The sequence below is a fragment of the Parathalassolituus penaei genome, assembly GCF_026626885.1.
In the GTDB taxonomy this organism is placed as follows: Bacteria; Pseudomonadota; Gammaproteobacteria; order Pseudomonadales; family Oceanobacteraceae; genus Oceanobacter; species Oceanobacter penaei.
The window spans coordinates 213,539-239,043 of record NZ_JAPNOA010000059.1; the positions used below are offsets into that span (position 1 = coordinate 213,539).

Annotated in this window: 19 protein-coding genes; 4 read left to right on the forward strand and 15 right to left on the reverse strand. The window is 55.8% G+C overall.

Annotated elements, in window-relative coordinates:
- Window positions 1–20: 20 nt before the first annotated feature.
- From OUO13_RS19140 to OUO13_RS19155, 4 genes are read right to left on the reverse strand one after another with little or no spacing between them, the layout of a single operon-like run.
- Entirely contained in the window at window positions 21–698 is a 678-nt protein-coding gene (locus OUO13_RS19140) for a sarcosine oxidase subunit gamma (RefSeq protein WP_283175512.1), read from the reverse strand.
- Complete coding sequence (locus tag OUO13_RS19145) at window positions 691–3,714, reverse strand: sarcosine oxidase subunit alpha (protein WP_283175513.1); 3,024 nt, start codon at window positions 3,712–3,714, stop codon at window positions 691–693. The genes OUO13_RS19140 and OUO13_RS19145 overlap by 8 nt, the downstream gene beginning before the upstream one ends.
- The gene (locus OUO13_RS19150; protein ID WP_283175514.1) at window positions 3,711–4,001 is read right to left on the reverse strand and encodes a sarcosine oxidase subunit delta; all 291 of its coding nucleotides are present in this window, start codon (window positions 3,999–4,001) and stop codon (window positions 3,711–3,713) included. The genes OUO13_RS19145 and OUO13_RS19150 overlap by 4 nt, the downstream gene beginning before the upstream one ends.
- Window positions 4,002–4,019: 18 nt before the next feature.
- Window positions 4,020–5,273, reverse strand: a complete 1,254-nt coding sequence (locus OUO13_RS19155; protein ID WP_283175515.1) for a sarcosine oxidase subunit beta family protein — start codon at window positions 5,271–5,273, stop codon at window positions 4,020–4,022.
- A gap of 427 nt (window positions 5,274–5,700) precedes the next feature.
- Between OUO13_RS19155 and OUO13_RS19160 the strand changes: the two genes are divergently transcribed.
- Window positions 5,701–7,185: an anion permease gene (locus OUO13_RS19160; RefSeq protein WP_283175516.1), complete on the forward strand. Its 1,485-nt coding sequence runs from the start codon at window positions 5,701–5,703 to the stop codon at window positions 7,183–7,185.
- A 1,229-nt stretch (window positions 7,186–8,414) separates the two neighbouring features.
- Here OUO13_RS19160 and OUO13_RS19165 read toward each other — a convergent pair.
- The 7 genes from OUO13_RS19165 to OUO13_RS19195 all read right to left on the reverse strand — a co-directional run bounded on the left by OUO13_RS19165 (window position 8,415) and on the right by OUO13_RS19195 (window position 16,607).
- Window positions 8,415–10,481, reverse strand: coding sequence for an FUSC family protein (locus OUO13_RS19165; RefSeq protein WP_283175517.1), 2,067 nt, complete (start codon window positions 10,479–10,481; stop codon window positions 8,415–8,417).
- 9 nt (window positions 10,482–10,490) lie between these two features.
- Entirely contained in the window at window positions 10,491–11,381 is an 891-nt protein-coding gene (locus tag OUO13_RS19170) for an efflux RND transporter periplasmic adaptor subunit (protein WP_283175518.1), read from the reverse strand.
- 4 nt (window positions 11,382–11,385) lie between these two features.
- Window positions 11,386–11,586: a DUF1656 domain-containing protein gene (locus tag OUO13_RS19175; RefSeq protein ID WP_283175519.1), complete on the reverse strand. Its 201-nt coding sequence runs from the start codon at window positions 11,584–11,586 to the stop codon at window positions 11,386–11,388.
- 605 nt (window positions 11,587–12,191) lie between these two features.
- Window positions 12,192–12,605 (reverse strand): hypothetical protein, encoded by a 414-nt coding sequence (locus OUO13_RS19180; protein ID WP_283175520.1) that lies wholly within the window; start codon window positions 12,603–12,605, stop codon window positions 12,192–12,194.
- Between the two features lie 580 nt (window positions 12,606–13,185).
- Complete coding sequence (locus tag OUO13_RS19185) at window positions 13,186–14,589, reverse strand: L-serine ammonia-lyase (RefSeq protein WP_283175521.1); 1,404 nt, start codon at window positions 14,587–14,589, stop codon at window positions 13,186–13,188.
- Between the two features lie 54 nt (window positions 14,590–14,643).
- Window positions 14,644–15,906 carry a serine hydroxymethyltransferase gene (glyA, locus tag OUO13_RS19190; RefSeq protein ID WP_283175522.1) on the reverse strand — a complete coding sequence of 421 codons (1,263 nt, stop codon included), beginning with the start codon at window positions 15,904–15,906 and terminating at the stop codon, window positions 14,644–14,646.
- A gap of 518 nt (window positions 15,907–16,424) precedes the next feature.
- Complete coding sequence (locus tag OUO13_RS19195) at window positions 16,425–16,607, reverse strand: hypothetical protein (protein WP_283175523.1); 183 nt, start codon at window positions 16,605–16,607, stop codon at window positions 16,425–16,427.
- Between the two features lie 106 nt (window positions 16,608–16,713).
- Here OUO13_RS19195 and OUO13_RS19200 point away from each other — a divergent pair, with 106 nt between their 5' ends.
- Window positions 16,714–17,412, forward strand: coding sequence for a hypothetical protein (locus OUO13_RS19200; protein ID WP_283175524.1), 699 nt, complete (start codon window positions 16,714–16,716; stop codon window positions 17,410–17,412).
- Window positions 17,413–17,588: 176 nt separating this feature from the next.
- The gene (locus OUO13_RS19205) at window positions 17,589–18,287 is read left to right on the forward strand and encodes a hypothetical protein (protein WP_283175525.1); all 699 of its coding nucleotides are present in this window, start codon (window positions 17,589–17,591) and stop codon (window positions 18,285–18,287) included.
- A 780-nt stretch (window positions 18,288–19,067) separates the two neighbouring features.
- Here OUO13_RS19205 and OUO13_RS19210 read toward each other — a convergent pair.
- Window positions 19,068–20,183: an FAD-binding oxidoreductase gene (locus OUO13_RS19210; RefSeq protein ID WP_283175526.1), complete on the reverse strand. Its 1,116-nt coding sequence runs from the start codon at window positions 20,181–20,183 to the stop codon at window positions 19,068–19,070.
- Between the two features lie 313 nt (window positions 20,184–20,496).
- Here OUO13_RS19210 and OUO13_RS19215 point away from each other — a divergent pair, with 313 nt between their 5' ends.
- Window positions 20,497–21,771, forward strand: a complete 1,275-nt coding sequence (locus OUO13_RS19215; RefSeq protein WP_283175527.1) for an aromatic ring-hydroxylating oxygenase subunit alpha — start codon at window positions 20,497–20,499, stop codon at window positions 21,769–21,771.
- A gap of 127 nt (window positions 21,772–21,898) precedes the next feature.
- Here OUO13_RS19215 and OUO13_RS19220 read toward each other — a convergent pair whose 3' ends face one another.
- The 3 genes from OUO13_RS19220 to OUO13_RS19230 form a co-directional block, all read right to left on the reverse strand.
- Window positions 21,899–22,783, reverse strand: a complete 885-nt coding sequence (locus OUO13_RS19220) for a putative porin (RefSeq protein WP_283175528.1) — start codon at window positions 22,781–22,783, stop codon at window positions 21,899–21,901.
- A 225-nt stretch (window positions 22,784–23,008) separates the two neighbouring features.
- Window positions 23,009–24,244: a hypothetical protein gene (locus OUO13_RS19225; protein WP_283175529.1), complete on the reverse strand. Its 1,236-nt coding sequence runs from the start codon at window positions 24,242–24,244 to the stop codon at window positions 23,009–23,011.
- Window positions 24,235–25,488 carry a cytochrome c peroxidase gene (locus OUO13_RS19230; protein WP_283175530.1) on the reverse strand — a complete coding sequence of 418 codons (1,254 nt, stop codon included), beginning with the start codon at window positions 25,486–25,488 and terminating at the stop codon, window positions 24,235–24,237. The genes OUO13_RS19225 and OUO13_RS19230 overlap by 10 nt, the downstream gene beginning before the upstream one ends.
- Window positions 25,489–25,505: the final 17 nt, after the last annotated feature.

Here is a 25,505-nt window from a genome sequence, read left to right on the forward strand (position 1 = left end):
GCGGGCCGAAGCCCTGCGGATCACTTCACCGCAAATCCATACTCCTGGGCTGCATCCTGAATCCAGGCAGCCAGGTAATCCGCGAAACTGCGACGAATCACCAGTTCCCACTCCTGCTGGCCAGCGCGACGGATCACACACTGGGCCTTGGCGAAGGTAGTACCAACTACTTTGCCAACCGGGAAGTTGCGGTCGTGGACGTCGTAGTGGCAGCTCTTGCGCAGTACGTTAACGGCATCAGCGCCGCTCAGTACCAGCAGGGTCTGGCCACCGGATACGTTCACCAGTGAATAATGACCTGTCAGACGCTTGCGCAGGTTGGACTCGATGGCGAATGCCTGTTCACCCGGAACGGTGATCAGCCATTCGTCTGGCGCCAGCCAGCGCACTACCAGGTTACCCTTGGCGTTGCTCTTCAGAGTACCTGGCAGTTCAACGCCCAGTACCTCGGCGGCACCTTTTACGAAATCCGCGTTGGCAACGTTGCCACGCAGGATGAAGTGGCCCAGCAGGGCCAGTTCACGCGCAACCACACCGACGTTCTTGCCGCTGGAGCTTACCTGCCAGCGGAAACGGCTGAGTGGGCTTTCAGCGTTGCTCATGTCGGCAGGACGCTGATCCATCAGAGCGTATACAGGTTCGGCAGACGCCACAGTGCCTGCAGCGGACGCTTTTTTAGGTTCCAGTACTTCAGACATTCTGGCGGTCTCCTTTAGGATCGTAGAACACAGGGCTGCAGATTTCGGCTTCAATTACGGAACCGTCAGCCTGTGGGTAGTACACAGTTTCACCCATGCGGTCGAGGCCACCACGGATCAGACCCATGGCAATGCTGCGACCCAGCGTAGCGCTGTAGTAGCTGGAGGTGATGTGACCCAGCATGGTCATCGGAATTGGCTGGTTCGGGTTGGCAACCGCCTGGGAGCCTTCCGGAATCACCACATCCGGTTTCTTGGCCATCAGACCAACCAGCTGTTTACGATTCGGTTTAACTGCATCTTCACGAGCCATACCGCGCTTGCCGATGAAGCTGAACGGTTTGGTTGGAGCCACAGCCCAGCCCATGCCCAGATCGTACGGGGTCAGGGTGCTGTCAGTGTCCTGACCAACGATGATGAAGCCTTTTTCAGCACGCAGAACGTGCATGGTTTCGGTGCCGTACGGAGTAATGTCGTACTGCTTGCCGACTTCCATCAGCTTCTTCCATACCTGCAGACCGTGGTTGGCAGATACGTTGATCTCGTAGGAGAGTTCACCGGTAAAGGAAATACGGAACACACGAGCTGGCACACCGGCTACCGTACCTGGACGCCAGTCCATGAACTTGAAGGTGTCCTTGTCCAGATCGATGTCGTCAGTCAGTTGAGCCAGCAGCTTACGGCTGTTAGGACCAGAAATGGTCATGGTGGCCCAGTGGTCAGTCACAGAGGTCATGTAGACTTCCAGTTCTGGCCATTCAGTCTGGTGGTACAGTTCCAGCCATTCCAGAACCCGTGCCGCACCGCCAGTGGTGGTGGTCATCAGGAAGTGGTTTTCGGCCAGACAGGAAGTCACACCGTCGTCGAACACCATGCCGTCTTCTTTACACATCAGACCATAACGGCACTTGCCCACACCCAGTTTGGCCCAGGCGTTGGTGTACACACGCGCCAGGAACTCACGAGCGTCTTTACCCTGGATGTCGATCTTGCCGAGGGTAGAAGCGTCGAGGATACCTACGCTGTTACGGACAGCCAGCACTTCACGGTTCAGGGACTGCTGCATGGTTTCACCGGATTTCGGGAAATACCATGGACGCTTCCACTGGCCCACGTCTTCGAACAGGGCACCGTTTTCTTCGTGCCATGGCTGCATGGCGCTGTAACGTTTGGCGTCGAACAGCTCACCACAGTTACGACCGGCGATAGCACCGAACGTAATCGGGGTGTAGTTCGGACGGAACACGGTAGTACCGGTTTCAGCGATGCTCTTGCCCAGAACCTGAGCCGTAATCGCCATACCGTTGATGTTACCCAGCTTGCCCTGGTCAGTACCAAAGCCCATCGCGGTGTAACGTTTTACGTGTTCGATGGATTCAAAACCTTCGCGAGTCGCCAGTTCGATACCAGCGGAAGTCACGTCGTTCTGCAGGTCTACGAACTGTTTTGGCGCCTGGCTGATTGGCTTCAGGTGCGGTACCAGGAACAGCGGCATAGCCGGGCTGCGACGGATACGGGCCACCTTGTATTCAGGGCGTTTGCCAACCGGGCCGTAACCACTGCGTTCAGCCGCTACGTAACCACAGTTCATACCTTCGGTCAGGCAGTCCAGCAGGTCGTAGTGACCACGGATACCACCCGCAATCAGTTGTTTCTGCTGAGTCTCACCCGGTACAAAACCGATGATGTTGTCGTCCCATACCGGACGGCTGCCAGTGTGGCAAGACAGATGCACAACCGGGCTCCAGCCACCGGAACTGGCAATGGTATCGCAGCTCAGGGTTTCGCTCTTGCCAGTCAGTTTCTTGCCATCAGCGGTCAGGCCGGAGATACGCGCGGCTTTGACACGAGTGCCACCGTCAACGTCGTATACAGCAGAACCGAAAATCACACGGATACCCTTGTCGATCACCTGTTTCACCAGGTCACCGTCAGCCTTGGCACGGCTGTCCACCACTGCCACAACCTTGCGGCCAGTGCTGGCCCATGACAGGGCAGTCAGGTAAGCGTCGTCGTTGCTGGTCATCAGCACCAGTTCGTTACCTGGTACTACGCCGAAACGTTCGATGTAGGTGGTCACGGCAGATGCCAGCATCACACCTGGTACGTCGTTATGAGCGAATACCAGTGGACGTTCCTGGGCACCAGTCGCCAGTACAACCCAGTGAGCACGTACGCGGTGCATACGCTGACGGGTCATACCTACCGGCGCGCGGTCACCGATGTGATCAGCACGACGTTCGTGAATGGTCACGAAGTTGTGGTCGTGGTAACCGTTAACGGTGCTGCGTGGCAGCATCACAACGTCAGGGTTGGCAGACAGTTCGTCAACCACAGTACGTACCCAGTCAATCGCCGGTTTGCCGTTGATCAGCTCGCGGGAAGACAGCAGGGAGCCACCGAACATTTCCTGTTCGTCAGCAATGATCACACGTGCACCAGTAGCGGCAGCAGCGCGAGCAGCAGCCAGACCGGTAGGACCAGCACCCACAATCATCACGTCGCAGTGATGGTTCAGGGTGTCGTACTGGTCAGGGTCCTTCATGGTAGAAGAACGGCCCAGACCAGCGGCCTTACGAATGTATTTTTCGTAGGTTGGCCACATGGTTTGTGGCCACATGAAGGTCTTGTAGTAGAAGCCCGGTGGCATCATTTTGCCGCCGATCTTGCCTACGTAAGACATCACGTCGAAGTCCACATTTGGCCAGCCGTTGGTGGCAGAAGACACCAGACCTTCATACAGCGCTTGCTGGGTAGCACGCACGTTCGGGATCTGGGTAGCTTCGGAAGCACCAATCTGCATTACTGCGTTCGGCTCTTCAGCACCCGCGGCCACGATGCCACGTGGACGGCTGTACTTGAAGGAACGGCCGATAATGTCAACGCCGTTGGCCAGCAGGGCAGACGCCAGGGTGTCACCTTCGTAGCCCTGATACTGTTTGCCGTTGTACTGGAAACTCAGAGGTTTGCGACGGTCAATCAGACCACCGCTGGACAGACGATTGGTTTGGCTCATGACGCAGCCCCTTCAGTTTCAGGTTTGGTACCGACCAGGTAGACCTTTTCAATCTCGTAAGTCACGGTGTTGCGAATCACGTTGAAGTGCTTGCGACAACCGGTGGAGTGCACCCACAGTTCACGGTGCTGGCCACGAGTGTTCTGACGGAAGAACATGAAGTGACCCCACTCTTCGTCGGAGCAGGCTTCCGGATCCAGAGGGCGGGCAATGTGTGCCTGGCCCTTGCAACGGAACTCTTCTTCCTCACGGTATTCACCGCAGTGAGGACAAAAAATATGCAACATTTGGACAGCTCCTCCGGATTAGTGCGCTACAGCCGCAGCGCCGTGTTCGTCAATCAGGGCACCGCTGTGGAAGCGGAACATGCTGAACGGTTCGGCCAGTGGAGCCGCTTTGCCCAGCGCCAGGGTTTCAGCAAATACGTGGCCTGAACCTGGAGTTGCCTTGAAGCCACCAGTACCCCAACCGCAGTTGAAGAACAGGTTACGAACAGGAGTAGCCGTAATGATCGGGCAGGCGTCAGGGCATGTATCCACGATACCGCCCCATTGACGGTTCATACGGACACGGCTGACCGCCGGGAACATTTCCACAATCGCCTGAATCGTGTGTTCGATGATGGAGTAGGAACCGCGCTGGCCGTAACCAACCCAGCTGTCGATACCCGCACCGATTACCAGGTCGCCCTTGTCGGACTGGCTCATGTAACCGTGTACGTGGTTGGACATTACTACGGTATCGAGAACCGGTTTGATCGGTTCGGAAACCAGCGCTTGCAGTGGGTGCGACTCAACAGGCAGTTCAAAACCGGCCATTTTGGCCAGAACGCCGGAGTTACCAGCAGCCACACAACCTACGCGGTCAGCCTTGATAACGCCGTGCTGACGGGTCTTCACGCCAGTAATCGCGCCGTTTTCAATGACCATATCAACCACTTCACACTGCTGGATCAGATCCACACCCAGTGCGGCGGCAGCACGGGCATAACCCCAGGCTACGGCGTCGTGACGAGCGTTACCGGCACGACGCTGAACAGAAGCGCCCAGAACCGGGAAACGGGTATTACGGGAACAATCCAGCAGCGGAATTTCACGCTGCAGCTGCTCGGCATCAATCATCTCGTTGTCGATGCCATTGAGGCGGTTGGCCGACACCAGACGTTCGTTGTCGCGGATATCCTGCAGGGTGTGACACAGGTGATACACGCCACGCTGGGAGAACATCACGTTGTAGTTCAGGTCCTGAGACAGGCCTTCCCACAGTTTCAGAGCGTGTTCGTACAGACGTGCGGATTCATCCCACAGGTAGTTGGAACGCACGATGGTGGTGTTACGAGCGGTGTTACCGCCGCCCAGCCAACCTTTTTCCAGCACCGCCACGTTGGTGATGCCGTGGTTCTTGGCCAGGTAATAAGCGGTAGCCAGACCGTGACCGCCGCCGCCCACAATAATGATGTCGTACTTTTTCTTCGGGGTCGGGTTGTGCCACAACCTTGGCCAGTTTTCATGGTTGCTGAGAGAGTGCTTCAGCAAACCGAGCGCAGAATACTTTTCCATACGCGTGCCTCAAAAATGACTGTCTTTTCTGCCTGGGCCGCAACCCCGTTATTTGCTAACGGTTGCGAGGGGGGGCCGTAGGTGTATTTAGCCGCGTTCCTTGATGTCGCAGTTTGCAAAACACGACGTCCCGTTGCCTTTTTGGGCAAGGCGTGAAAATTCCTTCAATTGCACACCTGACTGTCCACTCTCGCTTCCCTCCCCAAATCGCCCCATTTGCCTGTGACCACCAGCCACCTGCACTGGATGCGCCAAACATCGCGATTGGTGCACTTTTGATGACAGTTCATTTCAGCCGGGCAGCCGTAAGAATGAGCCGGATCAAGCCTGCGCGTAATGGGCCGCCTTATGCTCGGAAAAGTCAGGAAACAGACGTTCTCATGCCGTTTCCGTCTGATGCACAGAGTCGGCCCAGCAGTGTGAGGCCGTGATTGAAGGAGTAAGTATGAAAGCCGGTGGTGTTGCCCTGATTCCTGCCCTGGTGGCAGCTGCAATCACGTTATTGATCTGGTTTGTTATTCCGGTGCCGGTCGGGGTTACCCCAAACGCCTGGCATCTGCTGGCACTGTTTGTTGGCACCATTGCCGCGATTATTGGCAAGGCCATGCCGATTGGCGCCGTCGCGCTGCTGTCGATAGGCTTGGTGGCGCTCACCGGTGTCACCAACGACAAACCGGCGCTCGCCATTGCCGATGCCCTCAGCGGCTTTTCCAACTCGCTGATCTGGCTGATTGGTATCGCCATCATGATTTCCCGAGGCCTGGCCAAAACCGGCCTGGGTAATCGTATCGGTTATCACTTTATTGCCTGGTTCGGCAAAAAGACCCTTGGAGTTGGTTACGCGCTGGCCCTGTCGGAACTGGTACTGGCACCGGTAACACCAAGCAATACCGCCCGTGGCGGCGGTATCATCCACCCCATCATGAAATCCATTGCCAGCAGTTTTGGCTCCTCGCCGGAACAAGGCACCGAACGCAAGATTGGCCACTACCTGTCGCTGGTGAACTACCACAGCAACCCGATCACCTCGGCCATGTTTATCACCGCCACCGCCCCTAACCCGCTTGTCGTCAAACTGATTGCCGACACCACCGGTGCCCAGATCAGCCTGAGCTGGAGCACCTGGGCGCTGGCGGCGCTGTTACCGGGCCTGATCTGTATGCTGCTGATGCCACTGGTGATCTACGCCGTCTACCCGCCTGAAATCAAAAGCACACCCAATGCCCGCCACTTCGCCCATGAACAACTGACCGCCATGGGGCCCATGAGCTATGGCGAAAAGGTCATGATCGGCGTATTCGGTCTGTTACTGCTGCTGTGGGCCGGCATCCCCGCCCTGCTGCTGGGCGCTGGCTGGGCCTTCGACACCACCGCTGTTGCCTTCCTCGGCCTGTCGATCCTGCTGGTCACCGGTGTCCTCAGCTGGGACGACGTCCTCAAGGAAAAATCCGCCTGGGACACCATCATGTGGTTCTCCGCGCTGGTGATGATGGCCACCTTCCTCAACAAACTCGGGCTGGTGCAATGGTTCTCGGGCCTGGTGGAAACCAACATCGCCGGTTTTGGCCTGATCTGGCAAGTATCCGTGCTGGTACTGGTTGGCGTGTACTTCTACGCCCACTACTTCTTCGCCAGCACCACCGCCCACATCACCGCCATGTTCGCCGCCTTCTTCGCCGCCGGACTGGCACTGGGCGCACCACCCATGTTCCTCGCCCTGCTGCTGGCCGGCGCGTCATCACTGATGATGTCCCTCACCCACTACGCCACCGGCACCTCACCGATTATCTTCGGCTCCGGTTATGTCTCCATGGAGAACTGGTGGGTCGCCGGGTTTGTGATGAGCATCGTCAACCTCGCCGTCTGGGCCGTCGTCGGTGGAATCTGGTGGAGCATGCTCGGGTATTGGTAAGCGGCCGGAGGGTGTCGGGCGTCGGGCGTCGGGCGTCGGGCGTCGGGCGTCGGGCGTCGGGCGTCGGGCGTCGGGCGTCGGGCGTCGGGCGTCGGGCGTCTGACGTCTGACGTCTGACGTCTGACGTCTGACGAACAGCATCCACCAGCACACCGACTTCGCCCACCGAAGGTGGCTACAAAATGCCCATCTGGGCGAGCCGGAATTCACCGCAACGGCCGACCCGGCCGGGGCATGGATGCCCCGCAAGGCCCGTTGGCACATGGACGTGCCATCGGGCCGGGGTCGAAACGCCGTTGTCGGTGAAAACCGGAGACATGAGCCCAGCCGGGCAAAAGCAGGGGGAGGCCCGCCCGGCCGGGGGACAAGGTCCCCCAAGAGGGCATGCAGCCAGGCCAATTAACAAGCCGAGTAGACGCCAGAAGTCGGACGTCGGACGTCGGGCGTCGGGCGTCGGGCGTCGGGCGTCGGGCGTCGGGCGTCGGGCGTCGGGCGTCGGGCGTCGGGCGTCGGGCGTCGGGCGTCGGGCGTCGGGCGTCGGGCGTCGGGCGTCGGGCGTCGGGCCAACAGTATCCATCAACAACGATTTCACCCAGCGCAGCTGGCTGCAGAATGCCCATCTGGGCGAGCCGGGATTCACCGCAACGGCCGACCCGGCCGGGGCATGGATGCCCCGCTAGCTCAGTTGGCACAGGGATGTGCCATCTGAGCGGGGTCGAAAAGCCGTTGTCGGTGAAAACCGGGTAAACGAGCCCAGTCGGGCTAAGCAGGGGGACGGCCGCCCGGCCGGGGGACAAGGTCCCCCAGGCAGGGCAATCAGCCAGGCCAATTAACAAGCCGAGTAGACGCCAGAAGTCGGGCGTCGGGCGTCGGGCGTCGGGCGTCGGGCGTCGGGCGTCGGGCGTCGGGCGTCGGGCCAACAGTATCCATCAACAACGATTTCACCCAGCGCAGCTGGCTGCAGAATGCCCATCTGGGCGAGCCGGGATTCACCGCAACGGCCGACCCGGCCGGGGCATGGATGCCCCGCCAGACCCGTTGGCACAGGGACGTGCCATCGGGTCGGGGTCGAACAGCCGTTGTCGGTGAATAACGGAGACACGAGCCCAGTCGGGCAAAAGCAGGGGGAGGCCCGCCCGGCCGGGGGACAAGGTCCCCCAAGAGGGCACACGGCCAGGCCAATTAACAAGCCGAGTAGACGCGATCTTCTGTGGGCATCAATGCCCAGACTACTGCCCCGCTTGCGGCGCTGCGGTTAACGTCATTCCCTCTGCCACCGTTCTGGCGGTGCGCTGGAACGTTGAACGCAGCCGTAACGCCATCCCTTCCACCAGCACCCGCTGGTTCTCCGGCATTCCGGCATCTTCCAGCGCCTGTAACAACTGGCTGCTGGCGCGGCTGAGATGGGGGCTTTCCTCGCCCCGGCTGGCGGCGAGATAACTGCTGGCGACCGCGTGTAACCATTGTTGATAACTCTGGCGGGCGTCGGTGGTTTCGGCATTACTGATCAGTCGTCGCAGTCGCAAGGCAACATGGCCAAGATTAAGGCCGGTCAGGCCAAGGTCGGTGATGTAACGATCGGCACTGGTGCGGTCGGATGCCGACAGCTTCAGCAAACGATCACCCATCCGGCCGTTGAACCAGTCTTCGTTGTGATCGGGTTCGGCAAGGCTGCGGAGGTCGCGGGCGGTGGCTTCGAGCCAGCGCCGTTGCATGGTCTGATTGGCGGGTGCGGTGATGATCTGGAACACCCAGTACAACACCCCAACGCCCACCATTACGCCCAGCGCAATGCTGAGGGCGGTGCCGACATCAAACGACATACCGTTGCCGGGGCGCACAATAATGGTCAGCGGAATCAGGAATCCCAGTCCCCACGGCAAGGTTGGGCGATTGGCCAGCAGCAACAGGCCGGGGAAATAAAACGCCCCCATCACCAGCACCAGAATTTCGGCATCACCACTGGATTGCGCCAGCAGGGCCAACACTACCAGCCCAGCAAGTGCCGCCGCCGCGGTGCCCTGCACCAGACGTTTCACCAGCACCGATACGGTGGCCAGCGGCAGGTGTGAAAACATGATGGAAAACACCACCGGCATCATCATCAGCATTTGTGCCGCCGGACTGGCGGTCGCGATCCACAGGGTGGTGCCAATGGCGAACATCAGCATGGTACGACTGGCATTGATCAGGGCTGGCAACCAGTCGCGCGTGGTCTGGATCGAGCTGGCCTTGAGCAGGGTGTCATCGGGCTGTTCCAGCGCCTGCCAGGCTTTCAGTGCCACCTGAAGGTCGGATAACAGCTCCACCATCATGTTGGCCATGCGGCTTTGCAGGGCGGAGTTGAACGACTGCTGACGGCTCTGCTCCTGCAGGCGGCGGCGTAACTCCTGCACCAGTTCCAGCGCTTCCGGGTAATCACGGGTAGTGGCGGCGGCTTGCAGCACCGCGCCGGTTTCGCGCATGGCCTGCTGATACCAGGGTTCAACCTGTAACGGGTAATAACGCTGAAAGCGCCCGAGAATCTGCACGGTGGCCATCAGCGACATCACCCGGTTGGCGAGCAGGCTGGCAGCCCGGGCGCGGCCCGGCCCCTGCGGTCCTTCAAACGCGACCGCACTGGTGTCGTCACTCATGGCCATCAGGCTGTCGAGAATACGGTCGGCGGCCTGATGACGCTGTTGGTGGGCACTGTCGGGGCTGGTTTCCAGCGCCATGTAACTGAGGGTTTCGTTCAACAGGGTACGACCATGCGCACGCAGGCCATCCTTGACACTTACCGGCCACAACAGCTGGCTGACCAGCACCGCACACAGTGAACCTAACACCAGTTCGGCCACCCGCGAGGTGGCGATGGCAAATACACTGGCGCTGCTGGTGGTACTGGCATCCGCCATGGTTAACATCACCACCAGCGCTGCTGACATACCAGCCATGGCAAAGCCATAGGTGTGATTGGGGCTGCGGACGGTTGACGCCAGTGCCGAGTTCAGACCAATCCACAGGCCAATACAGCAGAGTGCCAGTTCCGGATACGGCATCAGGAACGCCAGTACCAGAATCCCCACCAGCGAGCCGACCAGCGTGCCGCCTACCTGGTACATGCCTTTCTGGATCACCAGTCCGGTTTCCGGCCGTACCTGCAGGAACACCGCCGAGACCACCGCCCAGTACGGGCGATCAAGCCCCAGAGCCATCGCCAGCAACAGGGCCAGCGCCATCGAAATCACACCCTTGATGGCAAAAATCACTGCCTGACGGCGAGGTAACAGCAGGGTTTCCAGCAGCAGTTTCATAAACAGGCCTTACTGCGCAGCGGCAGCGTCAGACGGAGTTGCCACCGCTTGCAGGTGCACCGATGCACTCATGCCGGAACTCAGGTGCAGGTCGGCCGGAATGGCATCAAGACGGATGTCTACCGGAATGCGCTGGGCCAAGCGTACCCAGTTGAAGGTTTGTTGTACCTGCGGCAGCAGCTGGCCATCAGCGGTGGTGTTGGCGTTGGCGATACCACGGCCAATACCGATCACGGTGCCGGTCAGGGGTTGTGGATAACCCATCAGGGTAATGGTCGCCTGCTGGCCTTCGTGAATCTGCGCCAGTTTGGTTTCTTCAAAATAGCCAGTGACATAAAACGAGTTGGCCTTGACCAGCGACAGCACCGACTTGCCCTGGGATACCCAGCTGCCAGCGTTCAGACCCGGATTGATCAGGGTGCCATCGGCCGGTGCGGTTACACGGGTACGTTCAAGGTCGATACGATCGGCGGCCAGACGGGCACGCGCCAGAGTCAGGGCGGCACGGGCCGAATCGGTATGAATACGGAAAGTTTCGAGGTCTTCCTGACTGATGGCGTTGGTGCCATTCAGCTGCTGACGACGGCGAAACTGATGTTCGGCCAGTTCCAGTGCCGCTTTGGCCTCTTCCACCGTGGCTTCATCTTCCGCAATGGCCGCCTTGTAACGCTGGTCATCCATGGTGAACAACAGATCACCGGCTTTGACTTCACGGTTGTTGGCAGCATCCAGATGGGTGATCCAGCCCGACACATCGGGTGCCAGGGTAATGACTTCGGCCCGTACCCGGCCGTCGCGGGTCCAGGGTGAATACAGATAATGATTCCAGACCTGATACCCCACCAGCAGCGCGGCGGCGGCCACCAGCAAGGTGAATCCTGCGCGTAGAACGGTTTTCATATTGTCAGGCTCCCCATATCCAGACGACTAATCCCAGGTAACACACCAGCAGCGACAGATCGAACCAGGCGGGTTTCCACAACCAGCGCCGCAGGTTCAGACGCTGCATCAGCCATTGGGTAAGCCATAACATCAACAGGGCGAGTGGGACAAACACAACCAGTGGGCTGAACAGCACACCAAAAAGCGGTATTTCATGAAGCATGCAGCTGCTCCTCGTGCGGGCCATCCGCGAACCCTTGAGCAGGTATTCCGGATGTCTTCAGTAGAACATGCGGCAGCGGTTACGTTCTACGAGCAAACTGCATCAGACTGTTCCGAACCTATTTGTAAAATAGAATTGCGCGGGGAGTCAGACTTATCCGCTCAAGCAAATTACCGTCCAGAAAGTTTTTCGGAGAGTCCGCAATCAGGGAAGGGTAAAAGCAACAACCATTCAAACATGATCATTTGCTTTCAGAAATCAACATGACAAAGCAACCACAAAGCATAAGTAAACATAGCGCAGCTCGACCATTCAGAAACCAATTTAACCAACCATCTCCAGAACAAACTCCCCAAAAAAACCTGCCATTAAAAATTCACAAAACCCAAACTCGCGTTATGGAATCCGAAACTGAAATAGCCATCAGAAAAATCGTACATGACCATTGCCATCATCAAAAATATCGACGCAACCAGAATAGCTTTCAACAATCCAGCGTCAGCATCTATACAAAATTTCTCAGTGCTTGCCAGATTATTGATGAACTCCCAATAACAATAAAATCAGCACCCCTGTAAAAGCGCCATGCTAAAACCTGCAGCCAATTACGACTTGGCACTCTCAGAAAAACTCAATTCACTCAAGAAGTTTTGCGCTTGCGGAGAATTCGAGTACAAATAGAAATATCCACATCCGGTAACCAGAACTGCATACTCGAAATACAAAACACTTTTGTACCTGACTTCAATGAAATCATTGACAAGAACTTCTGTTTTTCTCTCCACCCACGGAAAGAAAATCATGTACTCCGAGAACAAAAATGCACCCTCAACTTTTTCTATAGATAAAACAATACTTCTGGGGCCCATAAGAACACTCAAAAAAAGAGGAAAAGCAACTAGTGACGCAGCACCCCAAGCACCCAGCTCAAAAAAATAAACACCAATAAAAAGCTGCAACAGCATCACAAAAAAATTCAAAAAACCACGACTTTTCAACACATATACAAATTGCCCCATAATCACACCTAAAAATACTCACGAAACCTTATAAAATATTAGAGACGCCACTTTCAAAAACACACCCACACGTACAACAACCGCAATATGCATCATTAAAAATCAGCAAATATCAGAGTAACATCCACAGCAACTTTGTTATTCGATATTTTTTCGCCAATAAAAAACGGATTATACATATCGCGCTCAAAATCCTCTGACAGATCAAACAACAATACTCGAATTCCAGGACCAGTGCTGTGGCTTGATGCTGGTTTTGAGCAGGCCATCACTCGATACGATTAAGCTCACCATACCGTCCGACGTGAAATCCGCTTGTTTTTGCAGGTTATTCGGGGCTCAGTGGCTGAATATCGTGCTGATACAACAGCCCCCCAATAGGAATATACCGGACCGGAAAAATCCTGTGCGATCAGTTTTGCCTGAGTGCTCTCAAGATCGCGTTTTAACTACCAGGAATTCTCTGAGTGTTACCGTAGCGCTGCAATCCTCTTCAAAATCCTGAAATTTTCCCATAAAAAAACCAGCCATCCGGTTTCCCGGAGGCTGGTTTTGTATTCGGTTGCGAATCAGGAGCTGATCAGCACTCGATCACGTTTACCGCAAGGCCACCACGTGAGGTTTCCTTGTATTTGTCGAGCATGTCGCGACCGGTATCACGCATGGTCTGGATCACCTTGTCGAGAGAAACAAAGTGCTCACCGTTACCACGCAGCGCCAGTGCCGCGGCGTTGATGGCTTTCAGTGACGCCATGGCGTTACGTTCGATACACGGAACCTGAACCAGACCACCAATCGGATCACAGGTCAGGCCGAGGTTGTGTTCCATACCGATTTCAGCGGCGTTCTCAACTTGCTCTGGAGTACCGCCGGTGGCTTCCGCCAGACCAGCCGCCGCCATGGCACAGGCAGAACCCACTTCACCCTGACAGCCTACTTCAGCACCGGAGATCGAGGCGTTTTCCTTGAACAGGATGCCTACGGCTGCGGCGGTCAGCAGGAATTTGATTACGCCCTCTTCGTCTGCGTTCGGGCAGAAGTTGAAGTAGTAATGCAGTACCGCAGGAATGATACCGGCAGCACCGTTGGTTGGTGCGGTAACCATACGACCACCGGCCGCGTTTTCCTCGTTCACCGCCAGGGCGTAGAGGTTAACCCAGTCCATGGCACCCAGAGACGGGGTGATCATGTCCATGCGGGTACGGTTTTTCAGGTCGCGGTACATGGAAGCCGCACGACGGCGAACTTTCAGGCCACCCGGCAGGATACCCTCGTTGCGAATACCGGCTTTGACGCAGTCTTGCATCACTTGCCAGATTTTCAGGATACCGGCACGGATTTCAGCTTCCGTACGCCAGGCTTTTTCGTTTTCCATCATCACTTCAGCAATCGACATGCCGTTGGCCTTGCAGATTGCCAGCAGTTCAGCGCCAGTACGGAAACGGAACGGCAGCTGGGTAGAGTCTTCGACAATACGGTCAGCACCGGTGGCGGTTTCATCCACCACGAAGCCACCGCCTACTGAGTAGTAGGTGGATTCTTTCAGCAGTTTGCCGTTGGCATCCCACACGTGAAAACGCATACCGTTGCTGTGGAACGGCAGGGTTTCAATGCGGTGATAAATCAGGTCGTTTTCGCTATAGGCGATGGTGTGTACTGGCAGGCCGTCAGCCTGACAGGCGTCCAGCAAACGCAGGGAGCCTTCTTCGGAGATAGCATCGGCGCGTGGGCGAACGATTTCCGGGTCAACCAGTTCCGGGCTGTGACCTTCCAGACCGAGCAATACTGCCGGGCCGGTGCCGTGGCCTTTACCAGTGGCGCCCAGGGAGCCGAACAACTGACACTGCAGACGAGCAACATTGCTGAGAATGCCCTCTTCGTGCAAGGCCAGCGCAAACATACGAGCCGCTTTCATCGGCCCGACGGTATGGGAACTGGAAGGACCAATACCGATTTTGAGCATATCAAACAGACTGATAGCCATGATTTCCGGACCTCAAAGGATAAGCTCCGGGGCGCTGCCCCGGAGCGGGGAAGCTTACTCGGCGTAGGCCGGGAACTTCTTGCACAGGCCTTCGACCTGTTCTTTAACCATAGCAATGATTCCGGCTTCATCCTTGGTGCCCAGTACGGACAGGATGTCAGAAATCCAGTTAGCCAGGTCGCGGCATTCGGCTTCTTTCAGACCACGGGTAGTCACCACCGGAGTACCAATACGCAGACCAGAGGTCACGAATGGAGACTGTGGATCGTTTGGAACCGCGTTCTTGTTAACGGTGATAGAGGCAGCGCCCAGAGCAGCGTCAGCCGCCTTGCCAGTCAGACCCTGTTTGATCAGGCTCAGCAGGAACAGGTGGTTGTCGGTACCGCCGGAAACCACGTCGAAACCACGCTCAACGAATACGTCGGCCATGGCTTTGGCGTTTTTCACAACCTGCTGCTGGTAAGCAGCAAATTCTGGTTGCAGGGCTTCCTTGAACGCAACCGCCTTGGCAGCGATTACGTGCATCAGAGGGCCACCCTGGCCACCCGGGAATACTGCAGAGTTCAGTTTCTTCTCCAGGTCGGCGTTAGCACGAGCCAGGATCAGACCACCGCGTGGGCCACGCAGGGTTTTGTGAGTAGTGGTGGTCACCACGTCGGCGTACTGCATCGGGTTTGGATAAACACCAGCAGCCACCAGACCGGCTACGTGAGCCATGTCGACGAACAGGTAAGCGCCAACAGAGTCAGCGATTTCACGCATACGAGCCCAGTCAACCACGCGGGAGTAGGCAGAGAAACCACCAATCACCATTTTTGGCTTGTGCTCGGCAGCCAGAGCGGCCATCTGTTCGTAATCGATCTCGCCTTCAGCGGTCAGACCGTACTGAACAGCCTTGTACATCTTGCCGGAGAAAGAAACGCTGGCACCGTGGGTCAGGTGACCACCGTGCGCCAGGCTCATGCCCAAAACGGTATCGCCCGGCTCACACAGAGCCATGTAAACAGCGGCGTTCGCCTGGGAACCGGAGTGCGGTTGAACGTTGGCGTAATCCGCGCCGAACAGTTCTTTGGCACGGTCGATGGCCAGCTGCTCAACCACGTCTACGTATTCACAGCCGCCGTAATAACGCTTGCCTGGGTAACCTTCAGCGTACTTGTTGGTGAGCTGGGAGCCCTGGGCTTCCATCACGCGTGGGCTGGTGTAGTTCTCGGAGGCGATCAGTTCGATGTGATCTTCCTGACGCGCCACTTCTTTCTGCATGGCTGCCCAGAGATCCGGATCAAAGCCTTCGATGCGATCTTGCTTGTTGAACATGAGTCGTACCCCTGAATTCATTATGGCCGTGCTTGCAGCCACGGATTGCACTGTGTCAGGGGCATACTAACGACGGGGGCATAGGCCGATATGTCCACTTACGGCCAGCGAATGACAAAAAGCGACGATGCCGAAAATGACGGCCAAATGGTTATTTACTCGCCACAACAGAACAGTCGCTAGACCAAGGTTTGTACGACCAACCTGCTCCACCGAGACCCTTGAGAAGAAAATTCCGGCTTGCCAGCGCGTCCATGGTTGACCAAGGACCTGGTACCCGCTCTGGCTTGTCGGGATGGTGATGAATCACGAAGCCTGTTTGATGGTATAGCGAGCTACGTCGAAAACCGGCAACACCGTTCAAACATTCCGTAGCCAGCCCCTTTCAGGATGGTGAGAAACAATCACACCAGGCTGCAAAAATATACACCCCGGTATTGCGAGTACCGTTTTTTATCAAAAAAATCAGAAATACCACAATTGACATAAATGTACGGAACAGTACCATTCGTGACATCTCATAACACAAGGAATGGTTTGATGATTTTAGCCACCCCCACCTCGTTTAAAATCCTTTCGACTGAACAATGTTCATCTATTGATAACAAGCCCCGTCTTGCTGGCGTTGGTTTCTTGTGGCGCTGGAGCATGATCACAGCCACCGAGCCAATATCGGATTTCATCTGAATACCAATACTCATATTCATCCAGACAGCCGTTATCATACCGACCATGGCGTGACATTCTGGAAGTAAACAAGACTACAGCAGCCGGATGCTATCCGGCCGATTTTCAAGGTGAACACTCATGAAAAACAGTTATTTTCTGCCTTTTTTGGCCGGCATGGTATTAGCCCTGCCAGGATGTGGCGAAACCATTACCACCAATATTGAAATCAGCCAGAACGGAGAACCGTATCTGATACCGGTACAAGAGTTTGATGGCACAGTGACCTGGCCAGAGATTACCGAGAACGAGGTAACGGCAACACTGGAATATCTGGATGGGAAAATATACTGGGATCAGCGCTCTCCTGAACGACAGGCAGCTGTTACGGAATTAAAAGACTGGGTTGAATATAACGACGGGGTTATAAATGGAGAGCAACACCCCTATATTGTGGTAATCCCCATTACATCTTCCCATGAAATTCGTCCGAAAAAAACTGGAGGACGTTCTGGCTGGAGGCTAATGCAATTGGAGCGCTGCGTAGAAAACTATTATATAGGCGATACGAGAATGCTTATCAGAAGAGATAACACTCCCGAAGTTATTGATGGGGTGTATCACTACAATCTTTATGCGCCATACAATGAAATGGTATCAAGTTTGCTTTTGGCCTACATTTCAGATATTTGCATTAGTTATGACTTTTCTTCGGGTGGCGCAGGAGAAAACTTAGAGGACACATATGTTATGAAATCCAACACTCTGGTCATTCCAGCAGACGAAATCAAACAGGCGCTGGATTACTGGAATATTCCCCATGAACTGCCGCAGGAATAATCGTTTGATTCCAGGGTGTTTATGTAACGATAACGCCAATGCCAATATTACCCAAATAGAGTGTGCCGACAGAGAAAATCGTTATAGTCGTTATCATACCGACTATGGTGTGACGTTCTGGAAATAAATTCACAGTGGCTGGATGCTATCCGGCCACTTTTTCAAGGTAAATATTCATGATAAAACTCCATTTTCTGCCTTTTTTGGCCGGCATGGTATTAGCCCTGTCGGGATGTGGCGAAACCATTACCACCAATATTGAAATCAGCCAGAACGGAGAGCCATATCTGATACCAGTACAAGAGTTTGATGGCACAGTGACCTGGCCAGAGATTACCGAGTACGAGGTAACGGCAACACGGGAATATCTGGATGGGAAAATATACTGGGATCAGCGCTCCCCTGAACGGCAGGCAGCCGTTACGAAATTGAAAGACTGGGTCGAATATAACGATGGAGTTATAAGCGGGGAACAATATCCATATATTGTGGTAATACCTATTACATCTTCTCATGAAATTCATCTGCAAAAAACCGGAGGACTTGATGACTGGATACGCTTACCACTGAAGCGTTGCGTAGAAAATTATTACATCGGCGATACGAGAGTGGATATAAGAAAAGACAAAAAACCCGAAGTTATTGATGGCGTTTACCACTACAATCTTTACGCTCCATACAATGAAATGGCATTACGCCTGTTATTAGCTTACATTTCAGATATTTGCATTAGCTATTACTCCTCTTCGGGTGGCACAGGAGAAAGTTTAAGTGACACCTATGTTATGAAGTCCAACACTCTGGTCATTCCAGCAGACGAAATCAAACAGGCGCTGGATTACTGGAATATTCCCCATGAACTGCCGCAGGAATAATCGTTGTGAAAACATGCCCTGCTCAGCTGCTTTGGATATTATTTCTGTGCTCATCGTTCTGTCTTGCCGCTGTTTCAGCGGCATCAGTATTGTCTGATGCATGATTGAGGGGAATTGGCATGGTTAGCCATGCCAAATTCGCTCCCACGCCCCCCCCAATCCCGATTTCGCCCAGCGCAGCTGGCCACCGTTAATTGCCCTTTGGGCGAGCCGAAATTCCCCACAATGGACGTGCATGCGCCAGATGTCGGATAACGCTCCGCTCTTCCGACCTACATAAGGCACTTCAATCAACACCGATTTCACCCAGCGCAGCTGGCTGCCGTTAATTGCCCATTGGGCGAGCCAGGATTCGCCACAACGAACGTGCATGCGCCAGATGTCGGATAACGCTCCGCTCTTCCGACCTACATAAAGCACTTCAATCAACACCGATTTCCCCCACCGAAGGTGGCCGCCAATTGCCCTTTGGGCGAGCCGGAATTCACCGCAACGGCCGACCCGGCCGGGGCATGGATGCCCCGCAAGGCCCGTTGGCACAAGGATGTGCCATCGGGCCGGGGTCGAACAGCCGTTGTCGGTGAATACCGGATAAACGAGCCCAGTCGGGCAAAAGCAGGGGGAGGCCCGCCCGGCCGGGGGACAAGGTCCCCCAGGAGGGCAAGCAGCCTGGCCAATTAACAAACTGAGTAGCCGCCAGATCCGATCGCGGCCCGCCACAAACAACAAGGCCGGACACAGGGTCCGGCCTTGATAGATCAAACCATCGGCAAAGTCCGATCAGAACTCCACAGAAACGTCCGTCGTCGGCACCGAGCAGCACGACAGGATGTAACCATCCGCCACGTCTTCATCGGTAATACCACCGTTATGGCTCATGGTGACTTCACCGCTGTTTTTCTTCAGCTTGCAGGTACCACAAATGCCCATACCGCAGGCTTTTGGAATGTACATGCCCAGACGGCCTGCCGCAGCGTGTACGGTTTCCCCCGGATTCAGCTGTACTTTTTTGCCGCTTTTGCTGAATTCCACAAACGGAGTGTCTGCAGCCGGTGCCGCTTCGGCTTCAGCTGGTTGGGCTTCTTTTACCGGAGCGGCTTCGGCCGGGGTGCTGCCGAAGGATTCGTCGTGGTAGTGCTTCATATCAAAGCCGGCTTTTTTCAGCAGGCCTTTAATAGCGTTCATGTATGGCTCAGGACCACAGCAGAACACTTCGCGTTCCAGCAGGTCAGGCACCATCATCTGCAGCTTGGCAGAATCGAGGTAACCGCGGTAACCGGCCCATGGGTAACCGGCCTGGGTGCGTTCACACACCAGATGCAGGTGGAAGTTGCTGTGACGGGCGCTGAGGTCAGCCAATTCACGCTCATAAATAATGTCGGCTGGGGTACGGGCGCTGTGGATAAAATCGATATCCACATCGGAACTGGTATCCAGGAACCAGCGGGTCATGGACATCACCGGGGTGATACCCACACCACCGGACAGCATCAGTACCTTGCGATTCGGGAAGTCGATACAGTTAAAACGACCAACCGGGCCATGCACATACAGCATGGTGCCTTCACGCATGTTGTCGTGCAGCCAGTTGGATACCTGACCACCCGGAGCGCGTTTGACAGTAATAGTGAAGCTGTAAGGCTTGGATGGCGAGCTGGAGATGGTGTAGCTGCGCATCACCGGCAGACCATCAATTTCCAGTTCCAGAGAAACAAACTGACCTGGCTTGAAGAAGAACAGCAGTGGCTGTTCAGATACAAAGACAAAGGTTCTGACGTCGGCGGTTTCCTGGATGACTCGCGCGCAACGCACCTGATGACGGCCGTTGACCCAGGTACTGGTATTTACATCAGAAAGGTAGCGATCGGCGGGGGCCGGGCTGGTCGTACTATTCATGGTCAAGTCCTCATCAGACGGGATTTGCAGTGTCGCTCTGAATTCTGCGTCGCGTTTCGTTCCGCCATTTAACCATAAGCGACATGCAGTTGTTCGCCCCTTCCAGAGCCCTGTAAAACCGGGGTTCTGGCGTCGAGAAAGGTATCTCGGGCAGTCGTTTTCAGACAAATTAAGCGACCGGGTTTGGCAGACTATGGCCATGTAGTTTTCGGGGTCTTTAAGGATCACCCCCACCGGAAGCGAGACAACCACAACCATGGCTAACGCCTGTTATATTAACAGCGTGCCCTATATTTATACCGAGGATTTGCGGATGAAAGAGATCGACCTGCTGAACGTTTCCAGCAACTCTTATCAAGAAGCCCGTCAGAAGCTGGATGCCGAACTGGAAGCACGCAACCCGAACTACTCGCTGCCACAGGCCCTGTACAACGACCCACTGATGTTCCGTGCCGACATGGACGAAATCTTCCTGAAAGAGTGGCTGTTCGTTGGTATGACTTCTGAAATTCCAACCAAGGGTGATTACTTCACCGTTGAGATTGGACAGAACCCTGTTCTGGTGGTGCGTGACGCTGAAGGTGGTGTGCAGGCATACCACAACGTATGTCGTCACCGTGGTTCTGTGATCTGTACTGAACACCGTGGCAAGGTAGCCAACCTGGTTTGCCCTTACCACCAGTGGACCTACGACCTGAAAGGCAACCTGCTGTACGCCGGTTCCGAAATGGGCGATGCCTTCAACATGAAGGAACACGGTCTGAAGAAAGCTCACACCAAGACTGCCGGTGGTTTCATCTTCGTATGTCTGGGCAAAAACGAGCCTGAGTCTGACTTCGACGAATTCCTGGAAACTCTGAACGAGTACATGGAACCGTACAACGTGGAAAACACCAAGCTGGCGGTTGAATCCCACATGTACGAAAAAGCCAACTGGAAACTGGTGATCGAGAACAACCGTGAGTGCTACCACTGCGCCGGTTCTCACCCTGAACTGCTGAACACCCTGCTGGAATGGGATGACACCAACGACCCACGTGCTCCACAAGACTTCCTGGATCACTACGCTGCCCAGGCCGCTGCCTGGAACGCCGAAGGTATTCCACACGAGCACAAGAGCTTCGGCCCTGGCAAACGTAACCGTATCGTTCGTATGCCACTGAAGAAAGGCGTTGAAGTAATGACTCTGGATGGTCAGAAAGGCTGTGAGAAGCTGCTGGGCCGTATCCAGAACCGTCAGCTGGGCTCCATGCGTATTCTGCACCTGCCAAACAGCTGGAACCACATGCAGTCTGACCACTTCATCGTGTTCCGTGTACTGCCAATTTCCGCTCAGGAAACCATGGTGACCACCAAGTGGTTCGTACACAAGGATGCAGTAGAAGGCGTGGATTACGATCCAGCTCGTCTGCGTCTGGTTTGGGATGCTACCAACGAACAGGACCGTATCCTGGGCGAACAGAACCAGAAAGGTATCAACTCCGTTGGTTACCAGCCTGGCCCATACTCCGAAACCTACGAGTTTGGTGTGGTTAACTTCCTGACCTGGTACAGCGAAACCGTACGTAAAAACCTGAAGAAGAAGTAATTCTGACGGTGCACCACTGCGCAGGCCGGACACCTCCGGCCTGAACAGATACGCATAAAAAATCCCCGCCACCGCAAGGTGCCGGGGATTTTTTATGGGCCCTGTCAAACGGGCCCATCAGGCAGAATCAGAACTGCAGGCCGCTGCTCAGCTCGATAATACGGGCGTCGGAACCGCTGATGCCTTTGCCGTACCCCAGTTCCACCCACCAGTTGCTGGTGAAGTAGTTATTCACCGACAGGGTCAGGGAAGAATCATCATCGGCGTCGCTGGACTTGGTCAGATCCAGGCCCAGACCCAGCTGCGTGTTCAGATAATAACGGGCAGCCGCATCCCAGAGGTTCGCGGATGTATCGTCTTCGTCATCAGCACTCTGCACCGAATGTTCAACACTGGCCGACAGCGCCAACGACTGGCCGTCCTGCAATGGCATCAGCACCTGAGTGGCCACACCAACGGTATTGGTGTCCATATCAATCGGTTCGTAGTGGTAACCACTCTCGATGTACGTCACTTCAGCCGAGGTCTGGCGATACAAGGCGCTTACCGACCAGTTGGAAGCCAGGTAATGCACAACGTTCACTTCCAGCGAACGATCCTTGTAGCGGTATTCATCAGACCAGATCGGAATTTCAACGGTCGAGCGGGTGCCACCGTACTGCAGGCCCACCAGGGTTGCGCCATCCGCCAGCAACCAGGCACCACCCAGGTTGTAAACGTCGCTGTCAGTGCTGGCAGACTGGTTATAGATCTGCTCATCACGGTCATCGTTACCAATCACCAGCTCCAGATAACTGGAAGGGCTCAGAAAATCACGCTCCGCCAACGGGCCACTGGTATTGCCAGTGTCGTTAAAGCGGTAGTGAACACCCGCGATGCTGCTCAGACCATCCAGATCGGTGTCGGAACTGGTGGTTTTGGCAACACCAGCCGCCACTTCATACTGCCAGGCCAACGCCGGGGTCGCCGCAGCACACAACAAAGCCAACACAGAGATACGAGACAAAGACATAGTCACTCCTTTTGAGGTAAACAAGGTGCCGACCAGCTCCGGGTCGGCCCTCCAAAAATCGCGCGCGACTTTGTCGATGTGATCAGCCGTATTCAACTCGCAAAGGGAGGGAACGTGACATCTATCTCATTTTTCAGATCAACAAATAACGACCGATGGCCAGTTTTGTCAGCAAGCATGCACGCTGGCGTAAAGTAGCTACCTGACACCGTCAGCACCCGGTTGTTACAACAAGGGCGAACGCCAGATCAGCCCAAGCGTCAGGACCGTTGGCTGACGTTCAGGATTGGCCTGATCTTTCATCCATTCCAGCCGCAGGCCGGTACTGTGGTTGTATTGCCAGTTCCACGCCAGGCTCAAGCGTTGTGGATTATGGCCATCGTTGATCAGTCCGGCTTCCTCTCCCAGGCTCGCAACGGCAGATCCGGTCAGGGTGTTGTCCAGCATCAGCCGCTCAAAACGTCCAGCGACCGAGTGCTCCCCCCAGCTGAAACGGGGTTCCAGTAACCAGCTGCGATAGTCCCCCTGGACCTCTATCTGGCGGGTTGCTCCCGAGTCACGCACACTGCCCGACAACGCCATTTGCAGATATTCCGAGCGCAGTTCCAGGCGCTGGCCGTCGGCCATTAACCAGCCCAGCCCCAGCAACAAACCACTGGCACGGCTGTCACCATCAAAATAACCACTAAAAGCCGTACTGCTGGTACCGCTGTGGGAATGGCTACTGCTGGCGGAACGGTCATCCTGACGATTGTTGGCATGGGCGTTTAATCCCCAGCCCTGAATTTGCCAGTCCAGTACATCACTCTCCCCCGCGTAACGCACAAACAGCGTATGCAAACCGCCACTGCCAGCGGCCGGATAGGCACTGCCCTGATAGGTCTCTACCCCGCTGCTGAAGCCTTCGGCGGTATCACCCGCCATCAGTCGTACTCCGGCCTCCTGAACATGCCCACCTAACAAAGCGGTGTAGCCAAGCGGTGCCAGACTGAAGGCATCGGTTGACGGATGCATATGGTTATACGGCGAAAAGAAAGCCGTCATCTGCCCCGCTTCAGCAGACACGGGTACATCCTGCCACTGCCAGGATTGGCCAAGAAAGGCATTTTCCAGGCTCAGTTCAGAACCACCATGACTGCCAACCTTGATGCTGGCGTAGGCCTGCTCGAGGGTTCGGTAGTTCAGCCGCAATGAGGTTTCATCCAGTGCTACGCCCTGGGTATAGGCACTGGCATGACCTCCCATCATCACGCCAGGAATCTGCCAGACCACCTGATTGGCACGATCGCTGGCCGATTGCTGGTTGGCACTGCGCCACGACACCGCGAGATCCAGTCCGGCCGACAGCCCCGGTTGTGCTGGCTGGCTACCGTGTGCCCATAGCGGCAATGGCAGCAACCCAAGACTGGTACAGGCAACAAAAGAGCAGATACCGCGCCGTGAACAGCTGCTTACAGACATTGGACGGGTACTCCTGGTTTGGCGGGTTGTGGTGTGGGTGTCTCTGGACGCAGCTGCCCGTTGGCATCCGGCCATGGATTGGCATAACGAGGATCGCTGACAAACTGCTCGTCGGTAAGACTGCACAGGAACGCCAACAGGTCAGTTTCTTCCCCCGCGCTGAGCGTAAAACCGGTAATTAGTGGATCGCGGTTCTGTGTGGTTTTGCCAGCAGCGGCATAGGTACGAATCACCGCACGCAAGTCCGGCAAGGAGCCGTCGTGCATGTACGGAGCTGTCAGGGCAATGTTGCGTAACGAGGGGGTACGGAACAGCCCGAGGTCTTCCGGTTTGCCAGTCGCTTCAAACTTGCCGGTGTTCGGAAAATCGAAAGACGCCACACTGGCGTTATTGTGAAACCCTGAGTGTTGCGCGGCCTGCCGCTGACTGACGTGGGAGTCCGTCAGGAAATGGTTGGCCTCATGACACTGCGAACAGTGCAGACGATCACTGCTGAACAGTGCCAACCCTCGCTGCGCCGCTACCGATAATGCCTGGGTATCTCCTTGCAGATAGTGATCCCAGGGAGAGTCGAAGGACGTCAGCCCCCGTACAAATGTCGCCAGTGCAGGCACAATGTGATTAACGTAATTCCAATCCGGTTGTGGTCCGGGATACGCCGCGACCAGCAGCTTCTGGTAGGTAGGATCACTCACCAGTGTCGCTAGTACCCGCGCCTGATTGTGCTCTTCGAGGCCATGTTCAAAAGGGGTGTCACCAAACATGGGAATACGGATCTGGCGCTCCAGCTGTACCGTCACCGGATTGCCCCAGTTCAGGCTGGCATACCAGGCCGTGTTACCCAACGCCTGGGCATTGCGGGGATGGGCATCACCATAGGTGCCGAACGGATGCGGCAAGCCATCACTGAAGCCTTTATCCTGATGGTGGCAGCTGGCGCAGGCGATATTGCCGTTAGCCGACATTCGCGGGTCATAAAATAAATGCCGTCCCAGCTCAAAACCGGCTTGGGTCATGGGGTTGTTGGCCGGTATACGCGGCAGATCAACCCCTTCCGGCAGCTGCCAGACATAATCCGATGCCAGCACAACCGCGGCAGGCGTCGCCTGGGCGGGCGCAAGATGGGCGGCCGTACCTGCGCCAGTAGCAGGTGTTGGCTGATCGCAGCCCATCAGCAGAGCGGCGATCGCAAACATGGCAGTCCAGGCCGTCGCCAGCCTGGCGGGTGTCGGTGCGGTTATCATGATGATTCCTTTCAGAA

What these genes read in the sequence shown, in the direction of transcription:
- OUO13_RS19140 (WP_283175512.1), bottom strand. Translation starts at nt 698, where the DNA reads ATGTCTGAAGTACTGGAACCTAAAAAAGCGTCCGCTGCAGGCACTGTG.
- OUO13_RS19145 (WP_283175513.1), bottom strand. Translation starts at nt 3,714, where the DNA reads ATGAGCCAAACCAATCGTCTGTCCAGCGGTGGTCTGATTGACCGTCGC.
- OUO13_RS19150 (WP_283175514.1), bottom strand. Translation starts at nt 4,001, where the DNA reads ATGTTGCATATTTTTTGTCCTCACTGCGGTGAATACCGTGAGGAAGAA.
- OUO13_RS19155 (WP_283175515.1), bottom strand. Translation starts at nt 5,273, where the DNA reads ATGGAAAAGTATTCTGCGCTCGGTTTGCTGAAGCACTCTCTCAGCAAC.
- OUO13_RS19165 (WP_283175517.1), bottom strand. Translation starts at nt 10,481, where the DNA reads ATGAAACTGCTGCTGGAAACCCTGCTGTTACCTCGCCGTCAGGCAGTG.
- OUO13_RS19170 (WP_283175518.1), bottom strand. Translation starts at nt 11,381, where the DNA reads ATGAAAACCGTTCTACGCGCAGGATTCACCTTGCTGGTGGCCGCCGCC.
- OUO13_RS19175 (WP_283175519.1), bottom strand. Translation starts at nt 11,586, where the DNA reads ATGCTTCATGAAATACCGCTTTTTGGTGTGCTGTTCAGCCCACTGGTT.
- OUO13_RS19180 (WP_283175520.1), bottom strand. Translation starts at nt 12,605, where the DNA reads ATGGGGCAATTTGTATATGTGTTGAAAAGTCGTGGTTTTTTGAATTTT.
- OUO13_RS19185 (WP_283175521.1), bottom strand. Translation starts at nt 14,589, where the DNA reads ATGGCTATCAGTCTGTTTGATATGCTCAAAATCGGTATTGGTCCTTCC.
- glyA (WP_283175522.1), bottom strand. Translation starts at nt 15,906, where the DNA reads ATGTTCAACAAGCAAGATCGCATCGAAGGCTTTGATCCGGATCTCTGG.
- OUO13_RS19195 (WP_283175523.1), bottom strand. Translation starts at nt 16,607, where the DNA reads ATGAGTATTGGTATTCAGATGAAATCCGATATTGGCTCGGTGGCTGTG.
- OUO13_RS19200 (WP_283175524.1), top strand. Translation starts at nt 16,714, where the DNA reads ATGAAAAACAGTTATTTTCTGCCTTTTTTGGCCGGCATGGTATTAGCC.
- OUO13_RS19205 (WP_283175525.1), top strand. Translation starts at nt 17,589, where the DNA reads ATGATAAAACTCCATTTTCTGCCTTTTTTGGCCGGCATGGTATTAGCC.
- OUO13_RS19210 (WP_283175526.1), bottom strand. Translation starts at nt 20,183, where the DNA reads ATGAATAGTACGACCAGCCCGGCCCCCGCCGATCGCTACCTTTCTGAT.
- OUO13_RS19215 (WP_283175527.1), top strand. Translation starts at nt 20,497, where the DNA reads ATGAAAGAGATCGACCTGCTGAACGTTTCCAGCAACTCTTATCAAGAA.
- OUO13_RS19220 (WP_283175528.1), bottom strand. Translation starts at nt 22,783, where the DNA reads ATGTCTTTGTCTCGTATCTCTGTGTTGGCTTTGTTGTGTGCTGCGGCG.
- OUO13_RS19225 (WP_283175529.1), bottom strand. Translation starts at nt 24,244, where the DNA reads ATGTCTGTAAGCAGCTGTTCACGGCGCGGTATCTGCTCTTTTGTTGCC.
- OUO13_RS19230 (WP_283175530.1), bottom strand. Translation starts at nt 25,488, where the DNA reads ATGATAACCGCACCGACACCCGCCAGGCTGGCGACGGCCTGGACTGCC.